The sequence below is a fragment of the Rhodococcus sp. 11-3 genome, from assembly GCF_023704055.1.
Taxonomy (GTDB): Bacteria; Actinomycetota; Actinomycetes; order Mycobacteriales; family Mycobacteriaceae; genus Rhodococcus; species Rhodococcus aetherivorans.
In genome coordinates this window covers 5,096,499-5,116,919 of record NZ_CP080406.1, presented here as the reverse complement: position 1 = coordinate 5,116,919, position 20,421 = coordinate 5,096,499, and the positions used below count along the sequence as shown (strand labels likewise).

Sequence of the window (20,421 nt, the reverse complement as noted above, 5' to 3'; positions counted from 1 at the left end):
CAACCGCATGTCCACATTTCTCGACAACCCGACGACGAGGATCGATCCCTTCGCCCCCGCGAAGCTCGGTCCGCTGACCCTGCGCAACCGGGTCATCAAGGCGGCCACGTTCGAGGGGCTCACCCCGAAGGGGCTCGTCACCGACGAGCTCATCGAGTTCCACCGCCGGCCCGCCGCCGGCGGCGTCGGCATGACGACGGTCGCGTACTGCGCCGTCGCGCCGGACGGCCGCACCGCGCCCGGCCAGCTGCAGTGGACCGACGAGACCCGGCCCGGCATGCGCAGGCTCACCGACGCGATCCACGCCGAGGGCGCCGCGGTGTCGGCGCAGATCGGGCACGCCGGACCGGTCGCCGCCGCCAAGTACCTGGGCACCCCCGCGCTCGGTCCGAGCCGCGCCTTCCGCATGACGACCCAGAACTTCAGCAAGCCCGCGACCAAGGCGGACATCGCCCGCATCACCGAGGGCCACGCCGAGGCCGCGCGCCGCGCCGTCGAGGCCGGGTTCGACGCCGTGGAGATCCACTTCGGGCACAACTACCTGATCAGCTCGTTCCTGAGCCCGAAGATCAACAAGCGCAAGGACGAGTACGGCGGCTCGCTCGAGAACCGCGCGCGCTTCGCGCGGGAAGCCGCCCGCGCCGTCCGCGACGCCGTGGGAGACAGGATCGCGATCCTCGCCAAGCTCAACATGGACGACGGTGTGCCCGGCGGCTTCTGGCTCGACGAGTCGATCCAGGTGGCCAAGTGGCTCGAGGCCGACGGCTCGCTCGACGCCCTCGAGCTCACCGCCGGCAGCTCCCTGCTCAACCCGATGTACCTGTTCAAGGGCGACGCGCCGCTGCGCGACTTCGCCGCCGTGATGCCGCAGCCCACGAAGCTCGGGATCCAGCTGGTGGGCAAGCACTTCCTGCGCGAGTACCCCTACCGCGACGGCTACCTGCTCGAGGACGCCAAGCAGTTCCGGTCGCAGCTGAAGATGCCGCTGGTGCTGCTCGGCGGCATCACCAACCGGGCGATCATCGACGAGGCGATGGCCGAGGGCTTCCAGTTCGTCGCCGCCGCGCGGGCGCTGCTGCGCGAGCCGGATCTCGTCAACCGCATGCAGGAGGACGCGGCCGCCGCGTCGCTGTGCAACCACTGCAACAAGTGCATGACCGCCATCTACGGGGGCACCCACTGCGTGCTCCGGACGGCGTGAAGGGAGCCGCGACGATGACGAGCACCGTGAACCCCCGCGCCGCCGCAACGGAGACGGGGGTGCAGCGCGCCACCATCGCCGAGATGCTGCTCGACCGCGTCGGCGACGACCGGCTCGGCCTGCGGACCCGGGAGCAGGACTGGACCTGGGACGCCGTGGTGCGCGAGAGCGCGGCCCGCGGCGAGCTGGCCCGCGCGCTGCGCGTCGACGGCCCGTTCCACATCGGCATTCTTCTCGACAACGTCCCGGACTTCCTGTTCTGGCTCGGCGGGGCGGCCCTGGCGGGCGCGACGGTCGTCGGCATCAATCCCACGCGCGGCGCGGCGGAGCTCGAGGCCGAGATCCGGTACGTGGACTGCCAGCTCATCGTCACCGACACCGCCGGGATGGCGAAGCTGCGCGGCCTCGACCTGGGCCTCGACGAGGACCGCTTCCTGCTGATCGACGATCCCGACTACGCGGCGCGGCTCGAGCGGGTGGAACCGGCGATCGCCGACGGCGTCGGCGAGGACAGCCTGTTCCTGCTGCTGTTCACCTCCGGCACCACCGGCCGTTCGAAGGCCGTCAAGTGCTCCCAGGGCCGGTTGTCGCGGCTCGCGTACGCCAACACCGCCAAGTACGGGCACCACCGCGACGACGTCGACTACTGCTGCATGCCGCTGTTCCACGGCAACGCGCTGATGGCGCTGTGGGCGCCGGCGCTGGCCAACGGCGCGACGGTGTGCCTGACCCGCAAGTTCTCCGCGTCCGGGTTCCTGCCCGACGTGAAGTTCTTCGGGGCGACGTTCTTCACCTACGTCGGCAAGGCCCTGGCGTACCTGATGGCCACCCCCGAGCAGCCCGACGACGCCGACAACCGGCTCGAACGGGGTTTCGGCACCGAGGCCTCGCCCGAGGACAAGGCCGAGTTCGTGCGCCGGTTCGGTGCGGTGCTGTACGAGGGGTACGGCTCGAGCGAGGGCGCCGGTTCGGTCCGGCTCGATCCGCAGGCCCCGGAGGGCGCCCTCGGCCGGCCCGCCCACGCGGGTATCGCGGTGGTGAACCCCGACACCCTCGAGGAGTGCGCCCGCGCGGTGCTCGACGAGCACGGCCGCGTCCTCAACCCGGACGAGGCGATCGGGGAGATGATCAACAAGGAGGGCGCCCGCGCCTTCGAGGGCTACTACAAGAACGACGTCGCCGACGCGGAGCGGATCCGCAACGGCTGGTACTGGACCGGCGATCTCGGCTACGTCGACGAGGCCGGCTTCATCTACTTCGCCGGCCGCAAGGGCGACTGGATCCGGGTCGACGGCGAGAACACCTCGGCCCTGATGATCGAGCGGGTCCTGCGCCGGCATCCGAAGGTCGTGAGCACCGGCGTCTACGCGGTGCCGGATCCCCGGTCGGGCGATCAGGTGATGGCGGCGATCGAGGTCGAGTCCCTCGCCGGCTTCGATCCGGTCGAGTTCGCCGAATTCCTCACCGGGCAGGCCGATCTCGGTTCGAAGGCCGCGCCGCGGTTCGTGCGCGTGTCGACGAACCTGCCGGTGACGGGCTCGAACAAGGTCCTCAAGCGCGAGCTGCAGGCGCAGCGCTGGCACACCACCGAGCCCGTGTACCGGTGGGTGGGACGCGGCGCGCCGGAGTACACCGCGATGAGCGCGGACGACAAGGCCGCGCTCGACCGGGAGTTCGCCGCGCACGGCCGGCAACGGCTGCTGAGCGTGTAGGCGATGCCGGACACCCGCGTCGCCCTCGTCACCGGTGCCAGCCGCGGCATCGGGCGCGAGACCGCCCTCGCGTTCGCCCGGGCCGGCTTCGACGTCGCGGTCACCGCCCGCACGGTCCGCGAGGGCCGGGGCACGGTGCCTCCGCGCACCCGCCGCGACGGCGACGAGCCGATCGCCGTCCCCGGCAGTCTCGAGACCACCGCGGCGGCGATCGAATCGCTCGGGGTGCGGGCACTGTCCGTCCCGATGGACCTGCTCGACGTCGACACCGTGCGGGCCGCGGGCCGCCGTGTGCTGGACGTGTGGGGCCGGATCGACGTGCTCGTCAACAACGCCTACGCACAGACGAGCGGCAACATGGACCGGCTCCTCGACATCGATCTCGCCGACGCCGCCGCCATGGTGGAGGGCAACTACCTGCACCAGCTGGCGCTGATCCAGACGGTGCTGCCGGCCATGCTCGCCCGCGGCGGCGGCGTCGTGATCGACCTCGTGTCCGGGTCGGCCGCGATCGATCCGCCCGCGCCGCCGGGGGAGGGCGGTTGGGGTCTGTCGTACGCGGCGTCGAAGGCCGCGTTCGCGCGGGTCGCCGGGATGATCAACGCCGAGTACCGCGCCCGCGGCGTCCGGGCGTTCAACCTCAGTCCGGGTTTCGTCGTTACCGAGTCGGGGCGGGCCCGGGGCGGCACCCGCGCGGTGGAGGACGCCGGGTTCGACGCGGTGCCGGCGACGGTGCCCGCCGACGCCGCGGTGTGGCTGGCGACGGTGCCCGACGCGGACCGGTTGCTGGGCAAGGTCGTATGGGCGCCGACTCTGATCGAGAGGATGTCCGCTTCCGCGGTGGAGCGGCGGAACGAGAGGACGGACGTCACGTGAAGCTGGGTGTGGTGGTGCCGGTCGAGCTGGAGCAGAGCGGGGAACCCGAGTGGATCCTCGAATTCGCCCGCGCCGCCGAGAAACTGGGTTTCGACGAGATCTCCGCCGTCGAGCATTCCGTCGTCGTCGCGAACACGGGCAGCGCGTACCCGTATGCGCCGACCGGCAAGTCGCACCTGCCCGACGACTGCGACCTGCCCGACCCGCTCGAGCTGCTGTCGTTCGTCGCCGGCGCCACCACCGACCTCGGGCTCGCGACCGGGGTGCTGGTGCTGCCCAACCACCATCCCGTGGTCCTGGCCAAACGCCTGGCCACCCTCGACCGGCTCGCCCGCGGCCGGGTCCGGATCTGCCTGGGACTGGGCTGGATGCGGGAGGAGATCGAGGCGTGCGGCGGCGACTTCGACCGTCGCGGGAAGATCGCCGACGAGGCGATCGCGGTGATGCGGGCCCTGTGGGCCGGCACCGGTCCGGCCGGGGTGGACTTCGACGGCGAGTTCTTCACGTTCCGCGGCGCCCACAGCTGGCCGAAACCGCACCGCGAGACCGGGGTGCCGCTGTACATCGGTGGGCACAGCGCGGCCGCCGCGCGGCGGGCCGGCCGGCTCGGCGACGGGTTCCAGCCGCTCGGCCTGGCGGGGGAGGACCTCGACCGCGCGATCGGGCGGATGCGCCGCGCCGCCGAGGCGGCGGGCCGCGATCCCGGCACCGTCGAGCTGGTCTTGGGGGCGACCCTGCCGCGGCTGGACGAGGCGCGGATGGACCGGGCCCGGAAGCTGGGGGCGGGGCGGATGGTGCTGTCGGCCTCGCCGAACGCGGGATCGCTGAGCCAGGTCGTCGACGAGATGGCCGCCTGCGCCGAACGCCTCGGCCGGGTCTGACGCCGGGCCGGTTCCCGCTGGCCGAGATGCGCCGCCCGGCCGCCGGCAACGCTGACTAGCGTCCGAGGTCACAACGACATTCGGTCGCTAGGAGAATCGCGATGGATCTGAAGGAATCCCCGGAGCAGGTCGCGCTCAGGAAGGAGCTGCGCGCCTACTTCGCGTCGCTGCTGCCGGAGGACAAGCGCCGCCGTGCCGGTGAGCAGGGGGTGGGCGGCGAGCACTTCCGCGAGGTCGTCACGCTGCTCGGCAAGGACGGCTGGCTGGGGATCGGCTGGCCCACGGAGTACGGCGGGCAGGGCCGCTCCATCGAGGAACAGTTCGTGTTCTTCGACGAGGTGCAGCGGGCGGGCCTGCCCTTCCCGTTCGTCACGGTGAACACCGTCGGGCCGACCCTGATGAAATACGGCACGCAGGAACAGAAGGGCCGCTTCCTGCCCGGCATCCTCTCCGGCGATATCGTCTTCGCGATCGGCTACACCGAACCGGAGGCCGGCACCGACCTGGCGTCGCTGAAGACCCGCGCGGTGCGCGACGGCGACGAGTGGGTGGTCGACGGCAACAAGATCTTCACCTCGGGCGCGAACACGGCCGACTACGTGTGGCTCGCGTGCCGCACCGACCCGGACGTCCCGAAGCACAAGGGCATCTCGATCCTCATCGTGCCGACCGACGCGCCCGGGTTCTCGTGGTCGCCGATCCACACCGTCGGGGGTCTCTCGGTCACCGCCACCTACTACAGCGGTATCCGAATCCCGGACCGGGACGTCGTCGGCGAGGTCGGCGGCGGCTGGCCGCTGATCACCGCGCAGCTCAACCACGAACGCATCGGCCTCGCCGCGATCGGCGGCCGCACCTACGGGCTGTGGCAGCAGGTGCTGGACTGGGCGAAGGAGAACGGCGCCGTCGAGATTCCCTGGGTGCAGCAGGAGTTCGCTCGCACCCACGCCAAGCTCGAGGCGATGCGGCTGCTGAACTGGAAGATGACCGCCGCCGTCGCGGCCGACACCCTCTCCGGTGCCGACGCGGGCGCGACCAAGGTGTACGGCACGGAGACGCACGTCGACGTGTACCGGACGCTGCTGGGCATTCTCGGGGCCGCCGGCCGGATCCGCCCCGAGTCGCCGGGAGCCGTGCTCGCCGGACAGATCGAGCAGATCTCCCGTCAGGGCATGGTCAACACGTTCGGCGGCGGTGTCAACGAGGTCCTGCGCGACATGGTCGGCACGATGGGCCTGGGCCTGGTGCGGGAGAAGAGGGTCAAGTGAGCGAACTGCTGACCAGGCTGAGGGCGTTCGAGGGGCAGACCCTGACGCCGACGACGTGGGGCCCGGACGCGGTCAACACCCCGATGATCCGGCACTGGGTCGAGACGATGGGTGACACCAGCCCGATCTACCTCGACGACGCCGCCGCCCGCGCCACCGGCCGCGACGGTGCCGTCGCGCCCGCGCTCATGACGCAGGTGTGGACGATGCGCACCTTCACCGACAAGATGGCGAACAACGACCCGTCGCCGGTGTGGACCGACCTGATCGCCACGCTCGACGACGCCGGCTTCACGTCCGTCGTCGCGACGGACTCGGACTTCGAGTTCTTCGTCGAACTGCGCCCCGGCGAACGGGTTTCGCTCACCGAGGTGATCGAATCGATCTCCGAGGAGAAGAGGACCGGGCTCGGCGCGGGTCACTTCGTGACCACCCTCAAGACGTACCGCAACGGGGACGGCGCGGTCGTCGCCACCCAGCGCTGGCGCACCCTGCGCTTCCGGCCGAAGGACACGGCGCAGCCGGAGCCGAAGCGCGAGAGCTCGCCCGGCTCGGAATCCGCCGCTCCGAAGGGTCTGCGCCCGCGTCCGGCGATCAACGCCGACAACGCCTTCTGGTTCGAGGCGGCCAGGGAGCACCGCCTGGTGATCCAGCGTTGCGCGGCGTGCGGCACGCTGCGGCATCCGACCGGGCCGATGTGCGGGCGGTGCCGTTCCCTCGAGTGGGACACCGTCGACGCGTCGGGCCGCGGCACCGTCTACAGCTTCGTCGTCAACCACCACCCGCGGATCCCCGGGTTCGAGTACCCGCTCGTCGTCGCGACGATCGAACTCGAGGAGGGCACCCGGCTGATCGCGAACATGACCGGTGTCGAACCGCACGCGGTCGAGATCGGCATGGCGGTGGAACTGGACTGGATCGACGCCGACCCCGAGTTGACGCTGCCCGCGTTCCGGCCGGCCGCACGGAAGGATTCGTAGATGGATTTCAACTTCAGCGAAGAGCAGGAAGCGATTCGCGGCCTCGCGCACGAGGTCTTCACCGGCAAGTCCGGCATCGATCGGGTCAAGCAGGTCGAGCTGAGCGACGAGCGCCTCGACCGGGAGCTGTGGCGGGAGCTGGCCACCACGGGTCTGCTCGGCGTCGCGCTGCCCGAAGACCTCGGCGGCGGTGGGCTCGGCCTGGCGGAGCTGTACGTCCTGCTCGAGCAGCAGGGCCGGCACGTGGCGCCGGTGCCGATCTGGCAGTCGGTGCTCGCCGCGCTCGCCGTCGCCGAGTTCGGCACCGACGACCAGCGCACCGCGCTGGTGCCGGGTGTCGCCGACGGCAGCCGGTTCCTGACGATCGGTCTCGAGGAGTTCGGCCCCTACGTCCCCGGTGACCCGCAGACCACCGCCACGGAGGCCGGTGGCCGGTGGACCCTGACCGGCGCGAAGGCCGTCGTCCCGGTCACCCACGTCGCGTCCCGCGCGATCGTCTCGGCGACCACGCCGGCCGGTGCCGCGCTGTTCGTCGTCGATCTCGCCGGCGCGGGCGTCTCCGTCGAGCAGACGCACTCGACCACCTGGGAGATCTGCGGCAACGTCACGTTCGACTCGGCTCCCGCCGAGCTGCTCGGGCCCACCGACGGCACCGCAGCGCAGTGGCTGCTCGACCGCGTCGAGCTCGCGCTCGCCGCGATCCAGCTCGGTGTCGGCTCGGGTGCCGTCCAGCAGGCCGTCACCTACCTCAACGGGCGCATGCAGTTCGGACGTCCGCTCGCGACGTTCCAGGCCGTGGGCCACCAGCTGGCCGACTGCTACATCGACCTCGAGGCGATGCGCGTGACGCTGTGGCAGGCCGCGTGGCTGCTCGCCGAGGGACAGGACCCCGGCACCTCGGTGCTCGTCGCGAAGTGGTGGGCCACCGACGGCGGCCAGCGCGTCGTGCACCGCACCACGCACGTGCACGGCGGCATGGGCGTCGACACCGACTATCCGGTGCATCGGCACCTGTTGTGGGGCAAGCAGATCGGCGCCACCCTCGGTGGCTCCGCGTCGGATCTGGCGCGCCTGGGCGCCCAGCTCGCCGCCGGCGTCGAGGTGGTCGCGTGACCGCCACCGTGTCCACGGGCCGCAGCTACGACGACATCGAGATCGGCGAGGCACTGCCCGAACTCGCGATCCCGCTCACCCGCACACTGATCGTCGCGACCGCCCTCGCGACCCGCGACTTCCAGGATGTCCACCACGACCCCGAGCTGGCGCGCGAGCGCGGCTCGAAGGACGTGTTCATGAACATCCTCACCAGCAACGGCCTGGTGGGCCGGTTCGTCACGGACTGGTCCGGTCCGTGCGCCGTCGTGCGGCGGGTGAAGATCCGTCTGGGCGCACCGAACTACCCCGGGGACACCATGACGATGACCGGCGAGGTGGTCGGCAAGTCCGACGGCCTCGTCGAGGTCCGCGTCCGCGGCGCCAACAGCCTCGGCGACCACGCCACCGGCACTGTCACGATCGCCTTCACCGACCGGCCGGGAGGAACCCGATGACCAGCCCGCTCTCCGGTGCCGCCGCGATCGTCGGCATCGGCGCCACCGAGTTCTCCAAGAAGTCCGGCCGCTCGGAGCTGCAGCTCGCGTGCGAGGCCGTCGTCGCCGCACTGGCCGACGCCGGCATCGACCCGTCCGAGGTCGACGGACTGGCCACCTACACGATGGAGACCAACGGCGAGATCCTCGTCGCCCGCAACTGCGGGCTCGGGGAGCTGAAGTTCTTCTCCCGCATCGGCTACGGCGGCGGGGCGGCGTGCGCGACGGTGCAGCAGGCCGCGATGGCCGTCGCGACGGGCGTCGCCGAGGTCGTCGTGGTCTACCGCGCGTTCAACGAACGTTCCGGTATCCGGTTCGGTCTCGGCCAGCACGACCGGCCGATGGATTCGACCGCCGACCGCGCCGCCTACGCGTGGCTGACCCCGCAGGGGCTGGCGACGCCCGCTCAGTGGGTCGCGATGTTCGCCCGCCGCTACATGCACCAGTACGGTGCCACGAGTGAGGATTTCGGTCGGGTTGCCGTCGTCGCCCGCAAGCACGCCGCGAACAATCCGGCCGCGTGGTTCCACGGCAAGCCCATCACGCTCGCGGACCATCAGAACTCGCGGTGGATCGCCGAGCCGCTGCACCTGCTCGACTGCTGCCAGGAGACCGACGGCGGTCAGGCCCTCGTCGTCGTCTCGGCGGAACGCGCCCGGGACCTGCGGCACCGGCCCGTGCTCGTCAAGGGCGCCGCGCAGGGCTCCGGCAAGGACCAGCACATGATGACCAGCTACTACCGTCCGGACATCACCGGCATCCCCGAGATGGGACTGGTGGGCCGCCAGCTCTACGGCCAGAGCGGACTGAGTCCGGACCACATCGACGCGGCGATCCTCTACGACCACTTCACCCCGCTTGTGCTGCCGCAGCTCGAGGAACTCGGCTTCTGTGGCGTCGGCGAGGCCAGGGACTTCGTCCGCGAGGGCAACCTCGAGATCGGGGGCCGGCTGCCGAGCAACACCCACGGCGGCCAGGTCGGCGAGGCGTATCTGCACGGTGTCAACGGCATCGCCGAGGCGGTCCGCCTGGTGCGCGGCACCTCCACCAATCAACCCGACGGCGTCGAGAACGTGATCGTCACGGCGGGAACCGCGGTTCCCACGTCCGGACTGATCCTCGGTGCCGCCTGATCCCGGAAGGATTCGACAATGACGGCAGTGGAGCAGAAGGCCGGCGCGTGGCGCGGAGCCGACCTGGGCACCCGCACGGTGGCCTACGACGAGCGCGACGCGATCCTCTACGCGCTCGCCGTCGGCGCCCAGCCCGCCACCGACCTGGACCTGGTGCTCGAGGACCGGCTGCGGGTACTGCCGACGTTCGCGCTGACCCTGGCCCAGTGGGCACCGGACGAGCTGGGCTCGCGCGGCGCGTTCGACACGACGACGGCGCTGCACGGCTCGCAGGAGCTGACCGTGCTGGCCCCGCTGCCGCGTCGCGGTGAGGTGGAGCTGCGGGCGTCGGTGGGCGAGGTGTGGGACAAGGGGGCCGCGGCCGTGTTCGAGGTCCGCGTCGAGTGCGAGTACTTCGTCGCGACGTGGTCGATCTTCGCGCCCGGCGCGGGTGGTTTCGGGGGCGAGCGCGGCCCGTCGAAGCCGGCGGCGCCACAGGGCGAGCCGGAGCTGACCGGGGAACTGGCCACGGCCGCGAACCAGGCCGCGCTGTACCGGCTCACCGGCGACCGGCACCACATCCACATCGATCCGGAGGCGGCCGCGCGGATCGGTCAGCCGCGCCCGATCATGCACGGGCTGTGCACCCTGGCGGCGGCGACCCTGCCCCTGGCCCGGCTCCTCGGGGCGCATCCGGCGGACCTGACCGAACTGCAGGGCCGCTTCGCGGCGCCGGTGTTCCCCGGCGACGTCGCCGGGCTGCGGGTGTGGGGCGGACGCGACGACGCCGTGTTCGAGGTGGCCGCGGACGGGCAGGCCGTGATCTCGGGGGCGCGCGCGTCGTTCGCGTGAGGTCGTGGACCGGTGCCCGGCAGCCGGGCACCGGTCCACGCGTCACTTGCCGTGCAGGGCCATGTAGCGGGCCGGGTACTCGCCGCCGCCGTGGACCGCCAGGTCGGCGCCGTTGACGTAGGACGCGAGGTCGCTGCCGAGGAACAGGCAGGCGCGCGCGATGTCCGACGGGACGGCCATCCGCTCCATCGGCAGGGTGCGGGTCACCGCGGCGCCGCCGTCGTCGCCGTAGACCGAGGCCGCGGCCTCGGTGCGGATCAGGCCGGTGGTGATGTGGTTGACCCGCACCTTCGGCGCCCATTCGAGGGCGAGGGCCTTGGTCAGGCCCAGCAGGCCGGCCTTCGCGGCGGTGTACGCGGCGGTGCCGGGCTGCGGATCGTGTGCCGAGACGCTGCCGATGTTGATGATCGAGCCGCCCCCGGGCCGCTCCTGCATCACCCGGTTGGCCGCCTGCGCCGCGTAGAACGGGGCGAGCAGGTTCAGCGCGACGATCTTCTCCACGAAGCGCGGGGAGACGGTGGCGGCGTCGGAGTCCGGTGACCCGCCGGCATTGTTGACCAGCACGTCGAGCCGGCCGAACCGGGTGACGGCGTCGTCGACCAGGGCGGCCACGTCGGCGGGGTCGCGCACGTCGACGGCCCGGAACGCCGCGCTCCGCCCGCCGGCCGAGGGCAGGGACCCGGGCTCGTTGCGGGCGCATACCAGGACGTCGGCGCCCGCGGCGAGGAAGTGTTCGGCGACGACGAAGCCGATGCCCTTGGTGCCGCCGGTGACGATCACGGCGCGTCCGGTGTGGTCGACGGGATTGGGAAGGTGCACGTGGCTACCTTTCTGGAACTCGGGTCGGTTCGAGACTGCTTGCCGTCGCGCGCCTTTCGTGGCCGCGAGCGGGAACCGACGTGGACAAGCAAGTGCTTGGTCAAGGATAGTGGACGGGACGCCTGGGGCACCAGGATTTCCGTAGTGGCGAGAGAACCGGGAGCAGGGACACATGGGCAAGCTGGACGGCAAGGTCGCGCTCATCACGGGCGCGGGACAGGGGATCGGACGGGGCATCGCCCTCGCGCTCGCCAAGGAGGGGGTGCACATCGCGGCCGCCGGCCGCACCGAATCCAAGGTGGTCGCGACGGCCGAGGCGATCGAGGAACTCGGCGGCAAGGCGCTGGCGTTGCGCTGCGACGTGAGCAGCGCCGACGACGTCGACGCGGCGGTGCAGCGCACCGTGACGCATTTCGGCGGCGTGGACATCCTGGTCAACAACGCCAACGACTGCCGGCCCGGCCCGCTGCTGTCGTTCACCGACGCCGAGTACGAGCGGTCCTTCGCTACCGGCCCGCTCGCGACGCTGCGGCTGATGCGGGCCTGCTACCCGGTGATGAAGGAGCGCGGGGGCGGCTCGATCGTCAACCTCGTCACGTCGGCGGCGGTCCGCTGGGACGCGAGCAACTACGGCGTCTACGGGTCGATCAAGGAGGGCATGCGGTCGCTGACCCGCGCCGCGGCCTGCGAGTGGGGAGTCGACGGGATCCGCGTCAACGCCATTGCACCACACGCGATGTCGCCGGGACTCGAGGCCTGGATGGCGCGCAACCCGGAGGAGGCGGAGGAGTTCCGCGCGGGAATCCCGTTGCGCCGCATCGGCGACCCCGAGACCGACATCGGGCGGGCGGTGGTCTTCCTCGTCGGCGAGGACGCGGGGTATCTCACCGGCGCGACGATCCCCCTCGACGGCGGCCAGTCGCGCTGGGGCTGACGCCCCCGGTGCGTCCTTTGGGCTGCCCTGGCGGCCCAAAGGACGCACCGGCGCCGCAGGCGCCTATCCGGTGACCCGCCCGGCGTTGCCGGCGTCGACCGGCAGCACGGTGCCGCTGATGTGGGCGCTCGCCTCGGCGGCGAAGAACAGCACCACGCGGGTGATCTCCGCCGGTTCGAGCCACGGCACCGGCTGCGCGTGCAGGCTCTGGAAGATCGGGGCCACGTCGTCGGCGCCGGGATGCTCGAGATCCGGGCGCATCAGGCCGTAGAGGAAGTCGTTGTGGATCATCGGTGTCGAGATATTCCCGGGGGCAATCGCATTCACCGTGACACCGTGCGGCGCCAGATCCAGCGCGGCGCTCTTGGTCAGGCCGATCACGCCCCACTTCGATGCGCTGTACGCCGCCATGTTGGTGTTGCCCGCGCGGCCGAGCATCGACGAGATCGTCACGATCCGCCCGTAGCCGCGCGCGACCATGCCGGGCGCCACCGCACCGACGGTGTTGAAGACACCGGTCAGATTCGAGCCGATCGCCTCCGCCCACTGCGCCTCGGTCATCGCCTGGATCGGGGCGGCCACCGACACGCCCGCGTTCGCCACCGCGATGTCGATCCGCCCGAACTCGGCGTGCGCCTGCGCCACGAGTTCGTCCATTGCCGGGCGGTCCGCGGTGTCCAGCTTCGCGGTCAGGCACCGGCGCCCGGTGGCGCGCACCGCCGCCGCGGTCTCCTCCAGATCCGCCTCCGTGGCCAGCGGGTACGGCACCACCGGGCTGTCGGCGCACCGGTCGCACAGCACGATGTCGGCGCCGCGCTCGGCCAGCGCCACCGCGTGGCTGCGGCCCTGGCCCCGCGCCCCGCCCGTGATCAGCGCGACCCGGCCTTCGAACTCACTCATCGAATCCACTCCTGTCCTCCTCGGTCAGCAGGTCGATGCTCCAGCCCCGGCGGGCCCGCAGGGGTGCGGCGATCCCGCTCAGCGGGAAAAGGGCAGGCCGCGGGCCGTCACACCACCGCTGCGGCGGGCACCAGCGCGGCGCCCAGGCCGGACGGCGCGTAGTTCGGCCGGTACGACGGCTGGGGCCGGTTCCCCGCGACGAGCAGCGCGACGACGACGAACGCGATCGCCAGCACGAGCGCGAGCGCGCCGACGATCGACCAGAAATCCGGCCGCAACGACCGTCGGCGGGGTTCGTCGCCGTAGGTGAGCCGCTTGACGCGCCGGACCTCGGCGGCGGGCGGGGCGGAGTGGGCGGCCGCCGCGTGCCGGGACGCCGGCGGGCGGACCGGCTCCGCCGCGGAATCGCCCGGCGTGAGCACCTGTGCGATGGGCTGTGTGATCGCCTGGGGGTCCACCGACTCGAGGTTGTGCATGGCCGTCCGTTCTCTCCATTGCCGACGGCCGTGAATCGCCGATTCGGAGACGTCCGTTACCGTGATCCTCGCGACACGGTCAGTCGGTCCACGCGAAGCGGAACCGTTCCGCGAGTTCGGCGGGCGGCCGCGAGCGGTACTCCCCGAACTCGTAGCGTTTCACGGCGAGCAGGGCCTCCATGATCGACGGTCCGAACAGGCGCTGCGCGAGGCCGGAGGACCCGAGCGCGGCGAGCACGCCGTCGGGGTCCGTCGGCAGGACGCGGACCCCGAGTTCGGCGCGTTCGGCATCGGTCATCCGGCCCGGATCGACCGGGATCTCCGGCGGAACCGGGAGTGCGTCGGTGAGACCGGCGTGGGCCGCCCCGAGGATCGCCGCGCCGGCAAGGTAGGGGTTGGCCGACGGGTCCACGGGCTTGACCTCGAGGTGGGCGCCGTAGGGGCTCCCGGGCGTGAGCGCGCACAGCCGCAGCGCGGCCTCACGGTTCTCGAGCCCCCAGCAGCACCACGCGCCGGACCACATGCCCGGCTGCAGCCGCAGATGCGAGAGCACGGACCCGGTGAGGACCGCCCCGAACTCGGGCAGCGCGCGCAGGATGCCGGCGACGACGCTGCCGCCCGCTGCAGTCACCCCGTGCGGGCCGTCGCCGCCGGACAGGAGCGGCCGCCCCTCGCGGGTGAAGGACACGTGGACGTGGGCCCCGTTGCCCGCCCCGCCGACGACGGGGACGGGGGAGAACGACGCCCGCAGACCGTGCCGCCGGGCGGTGCGGCTGATCAGGATGCGTGCGAGCACCAGGTTGTCGACCGACTCCACGGGGGCTGCCGGAGACAGGGAGAGTTCGAACTGCTGCGCGCCCGCCTCGGCGTGAATCTGGTCGATGCCCAGACCCGCCTGCGCGGCAGCGTGCAACAGATCCGCGACGAACGGGTCCCGCCCGAGGACGGCACCGAGACCGTATGCGGACCATTCGCTGCGCCCGCCGTCGAAGAGCGTGAACTCGATCTCGTGCCCTGCCCGGGCCTGCACGCCGGCCGCGGCGAGCTCCTCGACGACGCGTTCGAGCGCTGCGCGCGTGCACAACGGTGACCGCGTCCCGTCCTGCTCGTACAGGCCGGCCGGCGCCCACCGGACGCCGTCCCCGACGGGCCGGAGCCGGTCGCGGTCGATCCGCAGCCGGAGATCGCCCGTCACCGACAGTGACGGCGTGAACGCCAGGTGGTCGTCGACGCAGAAGACCGCCCAGCTCGGCGACGCGCCCGCGCCCGACTCGACGAACGACGTAAGCCTGTGTCCGGGAAACACCTTCGCCCGCGAGATGCCGGTCGAATCGACGACCGAGCCGACGATGCGCTCCTCGCGGGCGCGTTCGCCCGTCACGGGGTCGAAGCGTTCCTCCGTCACAGGGACCTCCCGCCCGCGCCGTCGGCCACCGGCGGCATCGCCGGGCACGAGGACGCCGGGCACAAGGACACAGTAGAGGCGAGGTCGGGTCACGGGGACCGTCTTCGCCGACACAGGACTGTGTCGGCGAAGACGGGCGTCCTCACCGCGGCTGATGCTGGGTGATGCAGTGGATGCCGCCGCCGCGGCGGAAGAGCGGCCGGGCGTCCACTCCCACGACGCGACGGCCGGGATACGCGGCCGCCAGGATCTCCGCGGCCTCGTCGTCGGCGGGGTCGCCGAAGCGGCAGGCGATCACCCCGCCGTTGACGACGTAGTGGTTGATGTAGCTGTAGTCCACCCAGCCCTCGTCGTCGCGGACCGTCGCCGGGGCCGGCACCCGGACGATGCGCCACGGCTCACCGCGCACGTCCGCCGTGTGCTGCAGCCGCTCGACGATCAGCGCGGTGACGTCGAAATCCGGGTGGTCCCGGTTGCGCTGGTCGTGGACGAGGACCACGCCCGGGGACGCGATCGCGGCGACGATGTCGACGTGACCGCGGGTGCCGTAGCGCTCCTGGTCCCGCGTCAGCCCGCGCGGGAGCCAGATCGCGCAGGTCGCGCCGATGGTGCGCCGCAGTTCCGCTTCGACCGCGGCCTTGTCGAGGTGCGGGTTGCGCCCGGGGTCGAGCTGGACGGTCTCGGTGAGCAGGACGGTGCCGAGACCGTCCACCTGCATGCCACCGCCCTCGTTGACGAGTGTCGACGCGACCCGTTCCACGCCGGCCCGCTCGAGGACGAACGACGCGATCCGGGCGTCGTGGTCCCACCGGGCCCAGTCCTGCGCGCCCCAGCCGTTGAACACCCAGTCGACCCCGCCGCACCGGCCGTCGTCGTCGAGGACGAAGGTCGGCCCGATGTCGCGCATCCAGGCGTCGTTCAGCGGGGCCTCGACGAGTTCCACGTCGCGGGACAGGTACCGGCGGGCCGCGTCGACCTGGCCGGGATCGGCCACCACGGTGACCGGTTCGAACTCGGCGACGGCGTGCGCGACCGCGGCCCACGTGGCGCGGGCCTCGTGGTGCTCCTCCGCGGTGTCGCCCAGCGAATATCCCTCGGTGGGGAAGGCCATCCACGTGCGCTCGTGCGGTTCGCTCTCCGCGGGCATGCGCCAGGTCATCGCGTGGCTCCGAAGGGTGCGTGCGCGTCCACCGGTGCGGTCAGCGAGCCGTAGGTGTCCGGGCGGCGGGTGCTCAGGAACGGGAACAGCGACAACCAGTCCCGGCGCTGCGCGAGGTCGAGATCGGCCACCAGCACGGCGGATTCGTCGCGCGGAGCCTGCACCAGGATGCGCCCGTAGGGATCGGAGACGAACGAGGAGCCGTAGAAGGTGATGGCTCCCTCGCAGCCGTGCCGGTTCGGCACGATCATGAACGTGCCGTTGGCGATGCCGTTTCCGACGATCACCTGCTGCCACAGCGGGCGGGTGTCGAACTCGGGGTGGTCGGGCTCGGAGCCGATCGCCGTCGGGTAGACGAGGATCTCGGCCCCGGCGAGCGAGTACGCCCGCGCCACCTCCGGGAACCACTCGTCCCAGCAGGTCGGCATGCCGATGCGGGCGCCGTCGAGGCCGTCGGGGGTGTGGACGGGATACGGGTCACCGGCCGGACCGCCCCGGAAGTAGGTGTCCTCGTAGTATCCGGCGGTCACGGGGATGTGCAGTTTCCGGGTCCGGGCCACCGGTTCGCCGGCGGGGGAGACGAGGACGGCGGTGTTGTAGCCGAGGCCGTCGGGTGCGTCGGCGCGTTCGTAGAGGGACGCGTGTACGAACACACCGTGGGCGGACGCGGCGGCCGCGGCGAAGGCGACGGTCGGTCCGGTCCGCAGGTCCTCGGCGGTCCGGGCGGCGTCGGCGCCGCCGGGCGTGTCGGCCGGGTAGCGGCTCAACGTGAGTTCGGGCAGGAACACGACGCGCGCGCCGAGTCCGGCGGCGCGGGCGATGCCCTCGGTGAGTTCGGCGTGCAACGCCCGCTCGTCGTCGTGCCAGCGGTGCTGAACCAGTCCGACGCGCAGCGGCGGCCGATCGGGGGCGTCGACCCGGCACAGCGAGTCGGGCGGCGTGGTGGCGGTGATGGTGAGCATGGGAAGTCCTCGGCTCGATCCGGGGGGATAAAACGAATTTGATTCGTTAAGTATGGTGGACGAGCGCGTCCCGGGCAAGAGCCCACGACGATTTCGAGGAGTTTTCGTATGCCACGACCGCCGAAGCGGCTGCTGTCGCCCGAAATCATCACGGACGCAGCGATTCACATGGTGGACACGGCGGGCGACTTCACCATGCCGGGATTGGCCGAGCGGCTGAAGGTGCGGCCGTCGTCGCTGTACAACCACGTGTCGGGACGCGCCGAGATCGTCGAGGCCATGCGGGCGCGCATCATGTCCACCATCGTCGTGGGCGAACCGGCCGGCGACTGGTCCGAGACGGTCGCCGGCCTCGCCCGCGAGTACCGTCGCGCCTACGCCGCGCATCCGCGGCTGATCCCGTTGTTCACCGCGCAGACCGTGCAGTCGCCGGTCGCGTTCGGGCTCTACAACGCTCTCGCGCAGGCCTTCACGGATGCCGGATTCACGCCCGCGCACGTGCTGCATGCCATCACCACCGTGGACAGCTTCGTCCTCGGCTCGGCGCTCGACCTCGCCGCGCCCGAGGTGGTGTGGGCGAACGTCCCCGAAACCGGCGACGCGATGCGCGCCGCGCTGCAGACCGCCTGCCCGAATCCGCAACGGGCCGACGCCGCCTTCGAATTCGGCCTGCGCGCACTGGTGGCCGGCCTGGTCGCCCAGACGCCGGCCGGGGCCTGAACGGCCCGGCCGGCGTCGGCGCGGTGGTCGGTGCGGTCCGGGTTCAACCGCGGTCGGTGGTGAACACGTCCGTCTCCCCGGTGAGCGCGGCGGTGCTGCGCGTGAGGGTCTCCCCGCGGAAGAACTGCGGATTGCGCACCCGCATCACCAGCATCAGGACCGCGCCGAGCAGCAGGATGCCGAAGCCGAGGAAGAACACCAGCCCGACGCCGCCGATCTCGGCGCCGCTGCCGTTGTCGGGATTCATGCTCTCGCCCACCGAGATCGCGAAGACAGCGGCGAGCATGATCCCGCCCGACAGGGGGAAGACGAACCGGAACACGGCGTTGCGGGCACTGGTGAACAGACGTCCGCGGAAGTACCACACGCACGCGAACGCGGTGATCCCGTAGTACCAGCAGATCATGATGCCCAGCGCGGCGATGGTGTCCAGGAGGGTGCGTTCGGACAGGAACGTCACGCCGGCGTAGAACACCGCGGTGACGACCCCCGCGACGACCGTCGCGTACGAGGGCACAAGAAAGCGGGGATGCACCGCGGCCAGCCGGCGCGGGAACGCGCCGTAGGCACCCATCGCGAGCATCGTCCGGGCCGCCGGGAGGAAGGTGGTCTGCAGGCTCGCCACCGACGAGACGAAGATGGCGAGGAAGAGCAGCAGACCACCCCACTGGCCCAGGACCGGATCGGCGAGGGCGCCGAAGATGTTCTCGGAGTTGTCGGGATTGCCCAGCCCGAGACCCGTCGTACCGACACCGGCATACATCATCGCCGCGACCGACACCAGCAGGTAGGTCAGCAGGATCGTCGCCACGCACAACAGGCCGGCCCGGCCCGGGGTCTTCTTGGGGTCCCGGGACTCCTCCCCGAGGGTGAGGCACGTGTCCCACCCCCAGAACGCGAAGATCGAACCGGTCACGCCGATCACGAAGGCGCCGATCGCAAGCCCGTGGAACGGGTCGAACCAGGAGGCGTCGAGCGACAGCCCGGCGGGCGCGTCGCCCGCGCCGACGTGCACGAGTGCCGCGACCGCGAACGCGAGCAGGAGCACCATCTGGAACCCGACGAGCGCGTACTGGACGCGTTCGCTCGTGGTGATGCCGCGGCTCGCGATCCATGTCGCGATCGCGATGAACACCAGGGTGGTGCCCACGTTGACGAACTTGTTCCCGGGAAGATCTGCGATCGCGGAGTCTCCGGTGATGCGGGCGAGGAACAGGTAGAAGAACTGGACGGCGATCGCGGCCAGGTTGGACAGCACGATGATCGTCGCGATCACCATGCCCCAGCCGCACATCCACCCGACGTACGGGCCGAAGGCCTTCGTCGACCACGTGAACGACGCCCCGCAGTCCGGTGATTCGGAATTGAGTTCGCGATAGGCGTACGCCGTGAGGAACATCGGGATGAACCCGGCGATGAAGATCGCCGGCATCTTCAGCCCGACGGCCGCGACGATCAGGCCGATGCTCGCCGTCAGCGTGTAGCCCGGCGCGACGGACGAGATGCCCAGGACGGCGCCGGCGAACGTGCCGATCCTGCCGGCGGCCAGGCCCTTCGGCACGACGCCGTCGCCGGGGGTGATCACCGGGTCGGCCTCTCGAACCCGGGTGGGAGGAAGCGAATTCGTCATGGCGGGCCTACTCACTGTTCTCGGGGTCGTGGGCGGGAACGACGACCATGGGCACCGGAACGACCCGCAGCATCTTCGCTGCGGTCGAACCCAGGAAGAGCCGGTGCGGCTGGGCGAGCCGGCTCGAGCCGACCATCACCACGTCGCCGTCGCGCCACTCCAGCGTGGCCACCGCCGATTCGACGGTCGCACCGTCCGCGACGAGGGAGGCGACCGGGAAGTCGTCGGGGAGCTGGGCGCGTGCGGTGTCCAGGACGCACCGGGCATGTGCCCGCGCCGATTCGAGCACGTGCTCGTGGGACGGATGTGCGCCGCGCCCGACCCCGTGCGGATCGAACGCGACGAGCGAGACGAGCCGCAGCGGCGTGCGCATGTGCTCGCAGGCGCGCACCGCGGTCCGGAGCAGGACGTCCGCTCCGGTGCGGGTGCCCAGTGCGCACGTGACCTCGCGGATCCGGGGGGCGGCGGAGTGCCGGAATCCCCGCGGTGCCAGGGCCAGCGGCACGGGCGCGGAATGCAACAGCTCGGACGACACCGTGCCGATGGAGTGCCGGCCGAGGAGCCCGTCGCCCGCGGCACCGACGACGACGGCGCGGGCGCCGAGCCGCGCCACCTCGTCGAGCAGGCCCTGCCCGAAGGACTCGTGGAAGCTCAGGTGGGTATGTGCCCGCACGTCGTCGGGCACCGTGGCCGCCGCCTGGGCGAGCCACGCTTCGCCCGTTCCGGCGAGGACGTCCTCGTACCCGGGCTCGGTGGGTGCCCGGGAGGGCACCGGGCGATCCGGGGGCAGGACCATACAGATGTCGAGTTCGGCGCCCAGGCTGCGGGCCAGCTGGACGCCGAGCGCCAGCCCGTCCGCGCCGCTGGGGGTGGCGAGGTATCCGACAACCAGTCTCATGGGAATCCGATCCGGTAGGGAAGCCGGAGCCGGGGTGGTGCCGGCTC

20 protein-coding genes are annotated in these 20,421 nt (G+C 71.7%); 12 read left to right on the top strand and 8 right to left on the bottom strand.

Annotated features, from left to right (window positions below; all coding sequences use genetic code 11):
- Positions 1-7 precede the first annotated feature (7 nt).
- From KZJ41_RS23525 to KZJ41_RS23480, 10 genes are all read left to right on the top strand, one after another.
- On the top strand, positions 8-1,201 hold the full coding sequence (locus KZJ41_RS23525; protein WP_006935158.1) for an NADH:flavin oxidoreductase: 1,194 nt from the start codon (positions 8-10) through the stop codon (positions 1,199-1,201).
- A gap of 14 nt (positions 1,202-1,215) precedes the next feature.
- Positions 1,216-2,913 (top strand): AMP-binding protein, encoded by a 1,698-nt coding sequence (locus tag KZJ41_RS23520; protein ID WP_102800499.1) that lies wholly within the window; start codon positions 1,216-1,218, stop codon positions 2,911-2,913.
- A 3-nt stretch (positions 2,914-2,916) separates the two neighbouring features.
- Positions 2,917-3,789 carry an SDR family NAD(P)-dependent oxidoreductase gene (locus KZJ41_RS23515; RefSeq protein WP_102800494.1) on the top strand — a complete coding sequence of 291 codons (873 nt, stop codon included), beginning with the start codon at positions 2,917-2,919 and terminating at the stop codon, positions 3,787-3,789.
- Positions 3,786-4,670: an LLM class F420-dependent oxidoreductase gene (locus tag KZJ41_RS23510; protein WP_072636126.1), complete on the top strand. Its 885-nt coding sequence runs from the start codon at positions 3,786-3,788 to the stop codon at positions 4,668-4,670. Before KZJ41_RS23515 ends, KZJ41_RS23510 begins: the two co-directional genes overlap by 4 nt.
- Positions 4,671-4,771: 101 nt before the next feature.
- Entirely contained in the window at positions 4,772-5,938 is a 1,167-nt protein-coding gene (locus KZJ41_RS23505) for an acyl-CoA dehydrogenase family protein (protein WP_102800493.1), read from the top strand.
- The gene (locus KZJ41_RS23500; RefSeq protein ID WP_006935165.1) at positions 5,935-6,918 is read left to right on the top strand and encodes a bifunctional MaoC family dehydratase N-terminal/OB-fold nucleic acid binding domain-containing protein; all 984 of its coding nucleotides are present in this window, start codon (positions 5,935-5,937) and stop codon (positions 6,916-6,918) included. The genes KZJ41_RS23505 and KZJ41_RS23500 overlap by 4 nt, the downstream gene beginning before the upstream one ends.
- On the top strand, positions 6,919-8,031 hold the full coding sequence (locus KZJ41_RS23495; protein WP_102800492.1) for an acyl-CoA dehydrogenase family protein: 1,113 nt from the start codon (positions 6,919-6,921) through the stop codon (positions 8,029-8,031).
- Entirely contained in the window at positions 8,028-8,468 is a 441-nt protein-coding gene (locus KZJ41_RS23490) for a MaoC family dehydratase (protein ID WP_102800491.1), read from the top strand. Before KZJ41_RS23495 ends, KZJ41_RS23490 begins: the two co-directional genes overlap by 4 nt.
- Positions 8,465-9,640, top strand: coding sequence for a lipid-transfer protein (locus tag KZJ41_RS23485; protein ID WP_006935170.1), 1,176 nt, complete (start codon positions 8,465-8,467; stop codon positions 9,638-9,640). Before KZJ41_RS23490 ends, KZJ41_RS23485 begins: the two co-directional genes overlap by 4 nt.
- 18 nt (positions 9,641-9,658) lie before the next feature.
- Positions 9,659-10,471 (top strand): MaoC/PaaZ C-terminal domain-containing protein, encoded by an 813-nt coding sequence (locus tag KZJ41_RS23480; protein ID WP_231772468.1) that lies wholly within the window; start codon positions 9,659-9,661, stop codon positions 10,469-10,471.
- 42 nt (positions 10,472-10,513) lie between these two features.
- Here KZJ41_RS23480 and KZJ41_RS23475 read toward each other — a convergent pair whose 3' ends face one another.
- Positions 10,514-11,290, bottom strand: a complete 777-nt coding sequence (locus tag KZJ41_RS23475; RefSeq protein ID WP_251549705.1) for an SDR family oxidoreductase — start codon at positions 11,288-11,290, stop codon at positions 10,514-10,516.
- Between the two features lie 172 nt (positions 11,291-11,462).
- Here KZJ41_RS23475 and KZJ41_RS23470 point away from each other — a divergent pair, with 172 nt between their 5' ends.
- On the top strand, positions 11,463-12,224 hold the full coding sequence (locus KZJ41_RS23470) for an SDR family NAD(P)-dependent oxidoreductase (protein WP_006935179.1): 762 nt from the start codon (positions 11,463-11,465) through the stop codon (positions 12,222-12,224).
- 63 nt (positions 12,225-12,287) lie between these two features.
- On the opposite strand, the gene KZJ41_RS23465 is transcribed toward KZJ41_RS23470, so the two are convergent.
- The 5 genes from KZJ41_RS23465 to KZJ41_RS23445 form a co-directional block, all read right to left on the bottom strand.
- The gene (locus KZJ41_RS23465; protein WP_043798722.1) at positions 12,288-13,124 is read right to left on the bottom strand and encodes a mycofactocin-coupled SDR family oxidoreductase; all 837 of its coding nucleotides are present in this window, start codon (positions 13,122-13,124) and stop codon (positions 12,288-12,290) included.
- A gap of 107 nt (positions 13,125-13,231) precedes the next feature.
- Positions 13,232-13,600 carry a hypothetical protein gene (locus KZJ41_RS23460; RefSeq protein WP_006935181.1) on the bottom strand — a complete coding sequence of 123 codons (369 nt, stop codon included), beginning with the start codon at positions 13,598-13,600 and terminating at the stop codon, positions 13,232-13,234.
- Between the two features lie 79 nt (positions 13,601-13,679).
- On the bottom strand, positions 13,680-15,005 hold the full coding sequence (locus tag KZJ41_RS23455; RefSeq protein WP_102800488.1) for a glutamine synthetase family protein: 1,326 nt from the start codon (positions 15,003-15,005) through the stop codon (positions 13,680-13,682).
- A 142-nt stretch (positions 15,006-15,147) separates the two neighbouring features.
- Positions 15,148-16,164: an agmatine/peptidylarginine deiminase gene (locus tag KZJ41_RS23450; protein WP_006935184.1), complete on the bottom strand. Its 1,017-nt coding sequence runs from the start codon at positions 16,162-16,164 to the stop codon at positions 15,148-15,150.
- Complete coding sequence (locus KZJ41_RS23445; RefSeq protein ID WP_006935186.1) at positions 16,161-17,126, bottom strand: nitrilase-related carbon-nitrogen hydrolase; 966 nt, start codon at positions 17,124-17,126, stop codon at positions 16,161-16,163. The genes KZJ41_RS23450 and KZJ41_RS23445 overlap by 4 nt, the downstream gene beginning before the upstream one ends.
- Before the next feature lie 108 nt (positions 17,127-17,234).
- On the opposite strand from KZJ41_RS23445, the gene KZJ41_RS23440 reads away from it, so the two are divergent.
- Complete coding sequence (locus KZJ41_RS23440; protein WP_006935187.1) at positions 17,235-17,846, top strand: TetR/AcrR family transcriptional regulator C-terminal domain-containing protein; 612 nt, start codon at positions 17,235-17,237, stop codon at positions 17,844-17,846.
- 43 nt (positions 17,847-17,889) lie between these two features.
- On the opposite strand, the gene KZJ41_RS23435 is transcribed toward KZJ41_RS23440, so the two are convergent.
- Together KZJ41_RS23435 and KZJ41_RS23430 are read right to left on the bottom strand one after the other, a co-directional pair.
- The gene (locus tag KZJ41_RS23435) at positions 17,890-19,476 is read right to left on the bottom strand and encodes an APC family permease (protein ID WP_006935188.1); all 1,587 of its coding nucleotides are present in this window, start codon (positions 19,474-19,476) and stop codon (positions 17,890-17,892) included.
- Between the two features lie 7 nt (positions 19,477-19,483).
- Complete coding sequence (locus KZJ41_RS23430; RefSeq protein WP_102800485.1) at positions 19,484-20,374, bottom strand: universal stress protein; 891 nt, start codon at positions 20,372-20,374, stop codon at positions 19,484-19,486.
- Between the last annotated feature and the right edge of the window lie 47 nt (positions 20,375-20,421).

Bases quoted from the DNA above. Each gene is read 5' to 3' on its own strand.
- KZJ41_RS23445 (WP_006935186.1), bottom strand. From the start codon at position 17,126: ATGCTCACCATCACCGCCACCACGCCGCCCGACTCGCTGTGCCGGGTC.
- KZJ41_RS23460 (WP_006935181.1), bottom strand. From the start codon at position 13,600: ATGCACAACCTCGAGTCGGTGGACCCCCAGGCGATCACACAGCCCATC.
- KZJ41_RS23515 (WP_102800494.1), top strand. From the start codon at position 2,917: ATGCCGGACACCCGCGTCGCCCTCGTCACCGGTGCCAGCCGCGGCATC.
- KZJ41_RS23470 (WP_006935179.1), top strand. From the start codon at position 11,463: ATGGGCAAGCTGGACGGCAAGGTCGCGCTCATCACGGGCGCGGGACAG.
- KZJ41_RS23525 (WP_006935158.1), top strand. From the start codon at position 8: ATGTCCACATTTCTCGACAACCCGACGACGAGGATCGATCCCTTCGCC.
- KZJ41_RS23485 (WP_006935170.1), top strand. From the start codon at position 8,465: ATGACCAGCCCGCTCTCCGGTGCCGCCGCGATCGTCGGCATCGGCGCC.
- KZJ41_RS23435 (WP_006935188.1), bottom strand. From the start codon at position 19,476: ATGACGAATTCGCTTCCTCCCACCCGGGTTCGAGAGGCCGACCCGGTG.
- KZJ41_RS23430 (WP_102800485.1), bottom strand. From the start codon at position 20,374: ATGAGACTGGTTGTCGGATACCTCGCCACCCCCAGCGGCGCGGACGGG.
- KZJ41_RS23480 (WP_231772468.1), top strand. From the start codon at position 9,659: ATGACGGCAGTGGAGCAGAAGGCCGGCGCGTGGCGCGGAGCCGACCTG.
- KZJ41_RS23440 (WP_006935187.1), top strand. From the start codon at position 17,235: ATGCCACGACCGCCGAAGCGGCTGCTGTCGCCCGAAATCATCACGGAC.
- KZJ41_RS23450 (WP_006935184.1), bottom strand. From the start codon at position 16,164: ATGACCTGGCGCATGCCCGCGGAGAGCGAACCGCACGAGCGCACGTGG.
- KZJ41_RS23495 (WP_102800492.1), top strand. From the start codon at position 6,919: ATGGATTTCAACTTCAGCGAAGAGCAGGAAGCGATTCGCGGCCTCGCG.
- KZJ41_RS23505 (WP_102800493.1), top strand. From the start codon at position 4,772: ATGGATCTGAAGGAATCCCCGGAGCAGGTCGCGCTCAGGAAGGAGCTG.
- KZJ41_RS23520 (WP_102800499.1), top strand. From the start codon at position 1,216: ATGACGAGCACCGTGAACCCCCGCGCCGCCGCAACGGAGACGGGGGTG.
- KZJ41_RS23465 (WP_043798722.1), bottom strand. From the start codon at position 13,124: ATGAGTGAGTTCGAAGGCCGGGTCGCGCTGATCACGGGCGGGGCGCGG.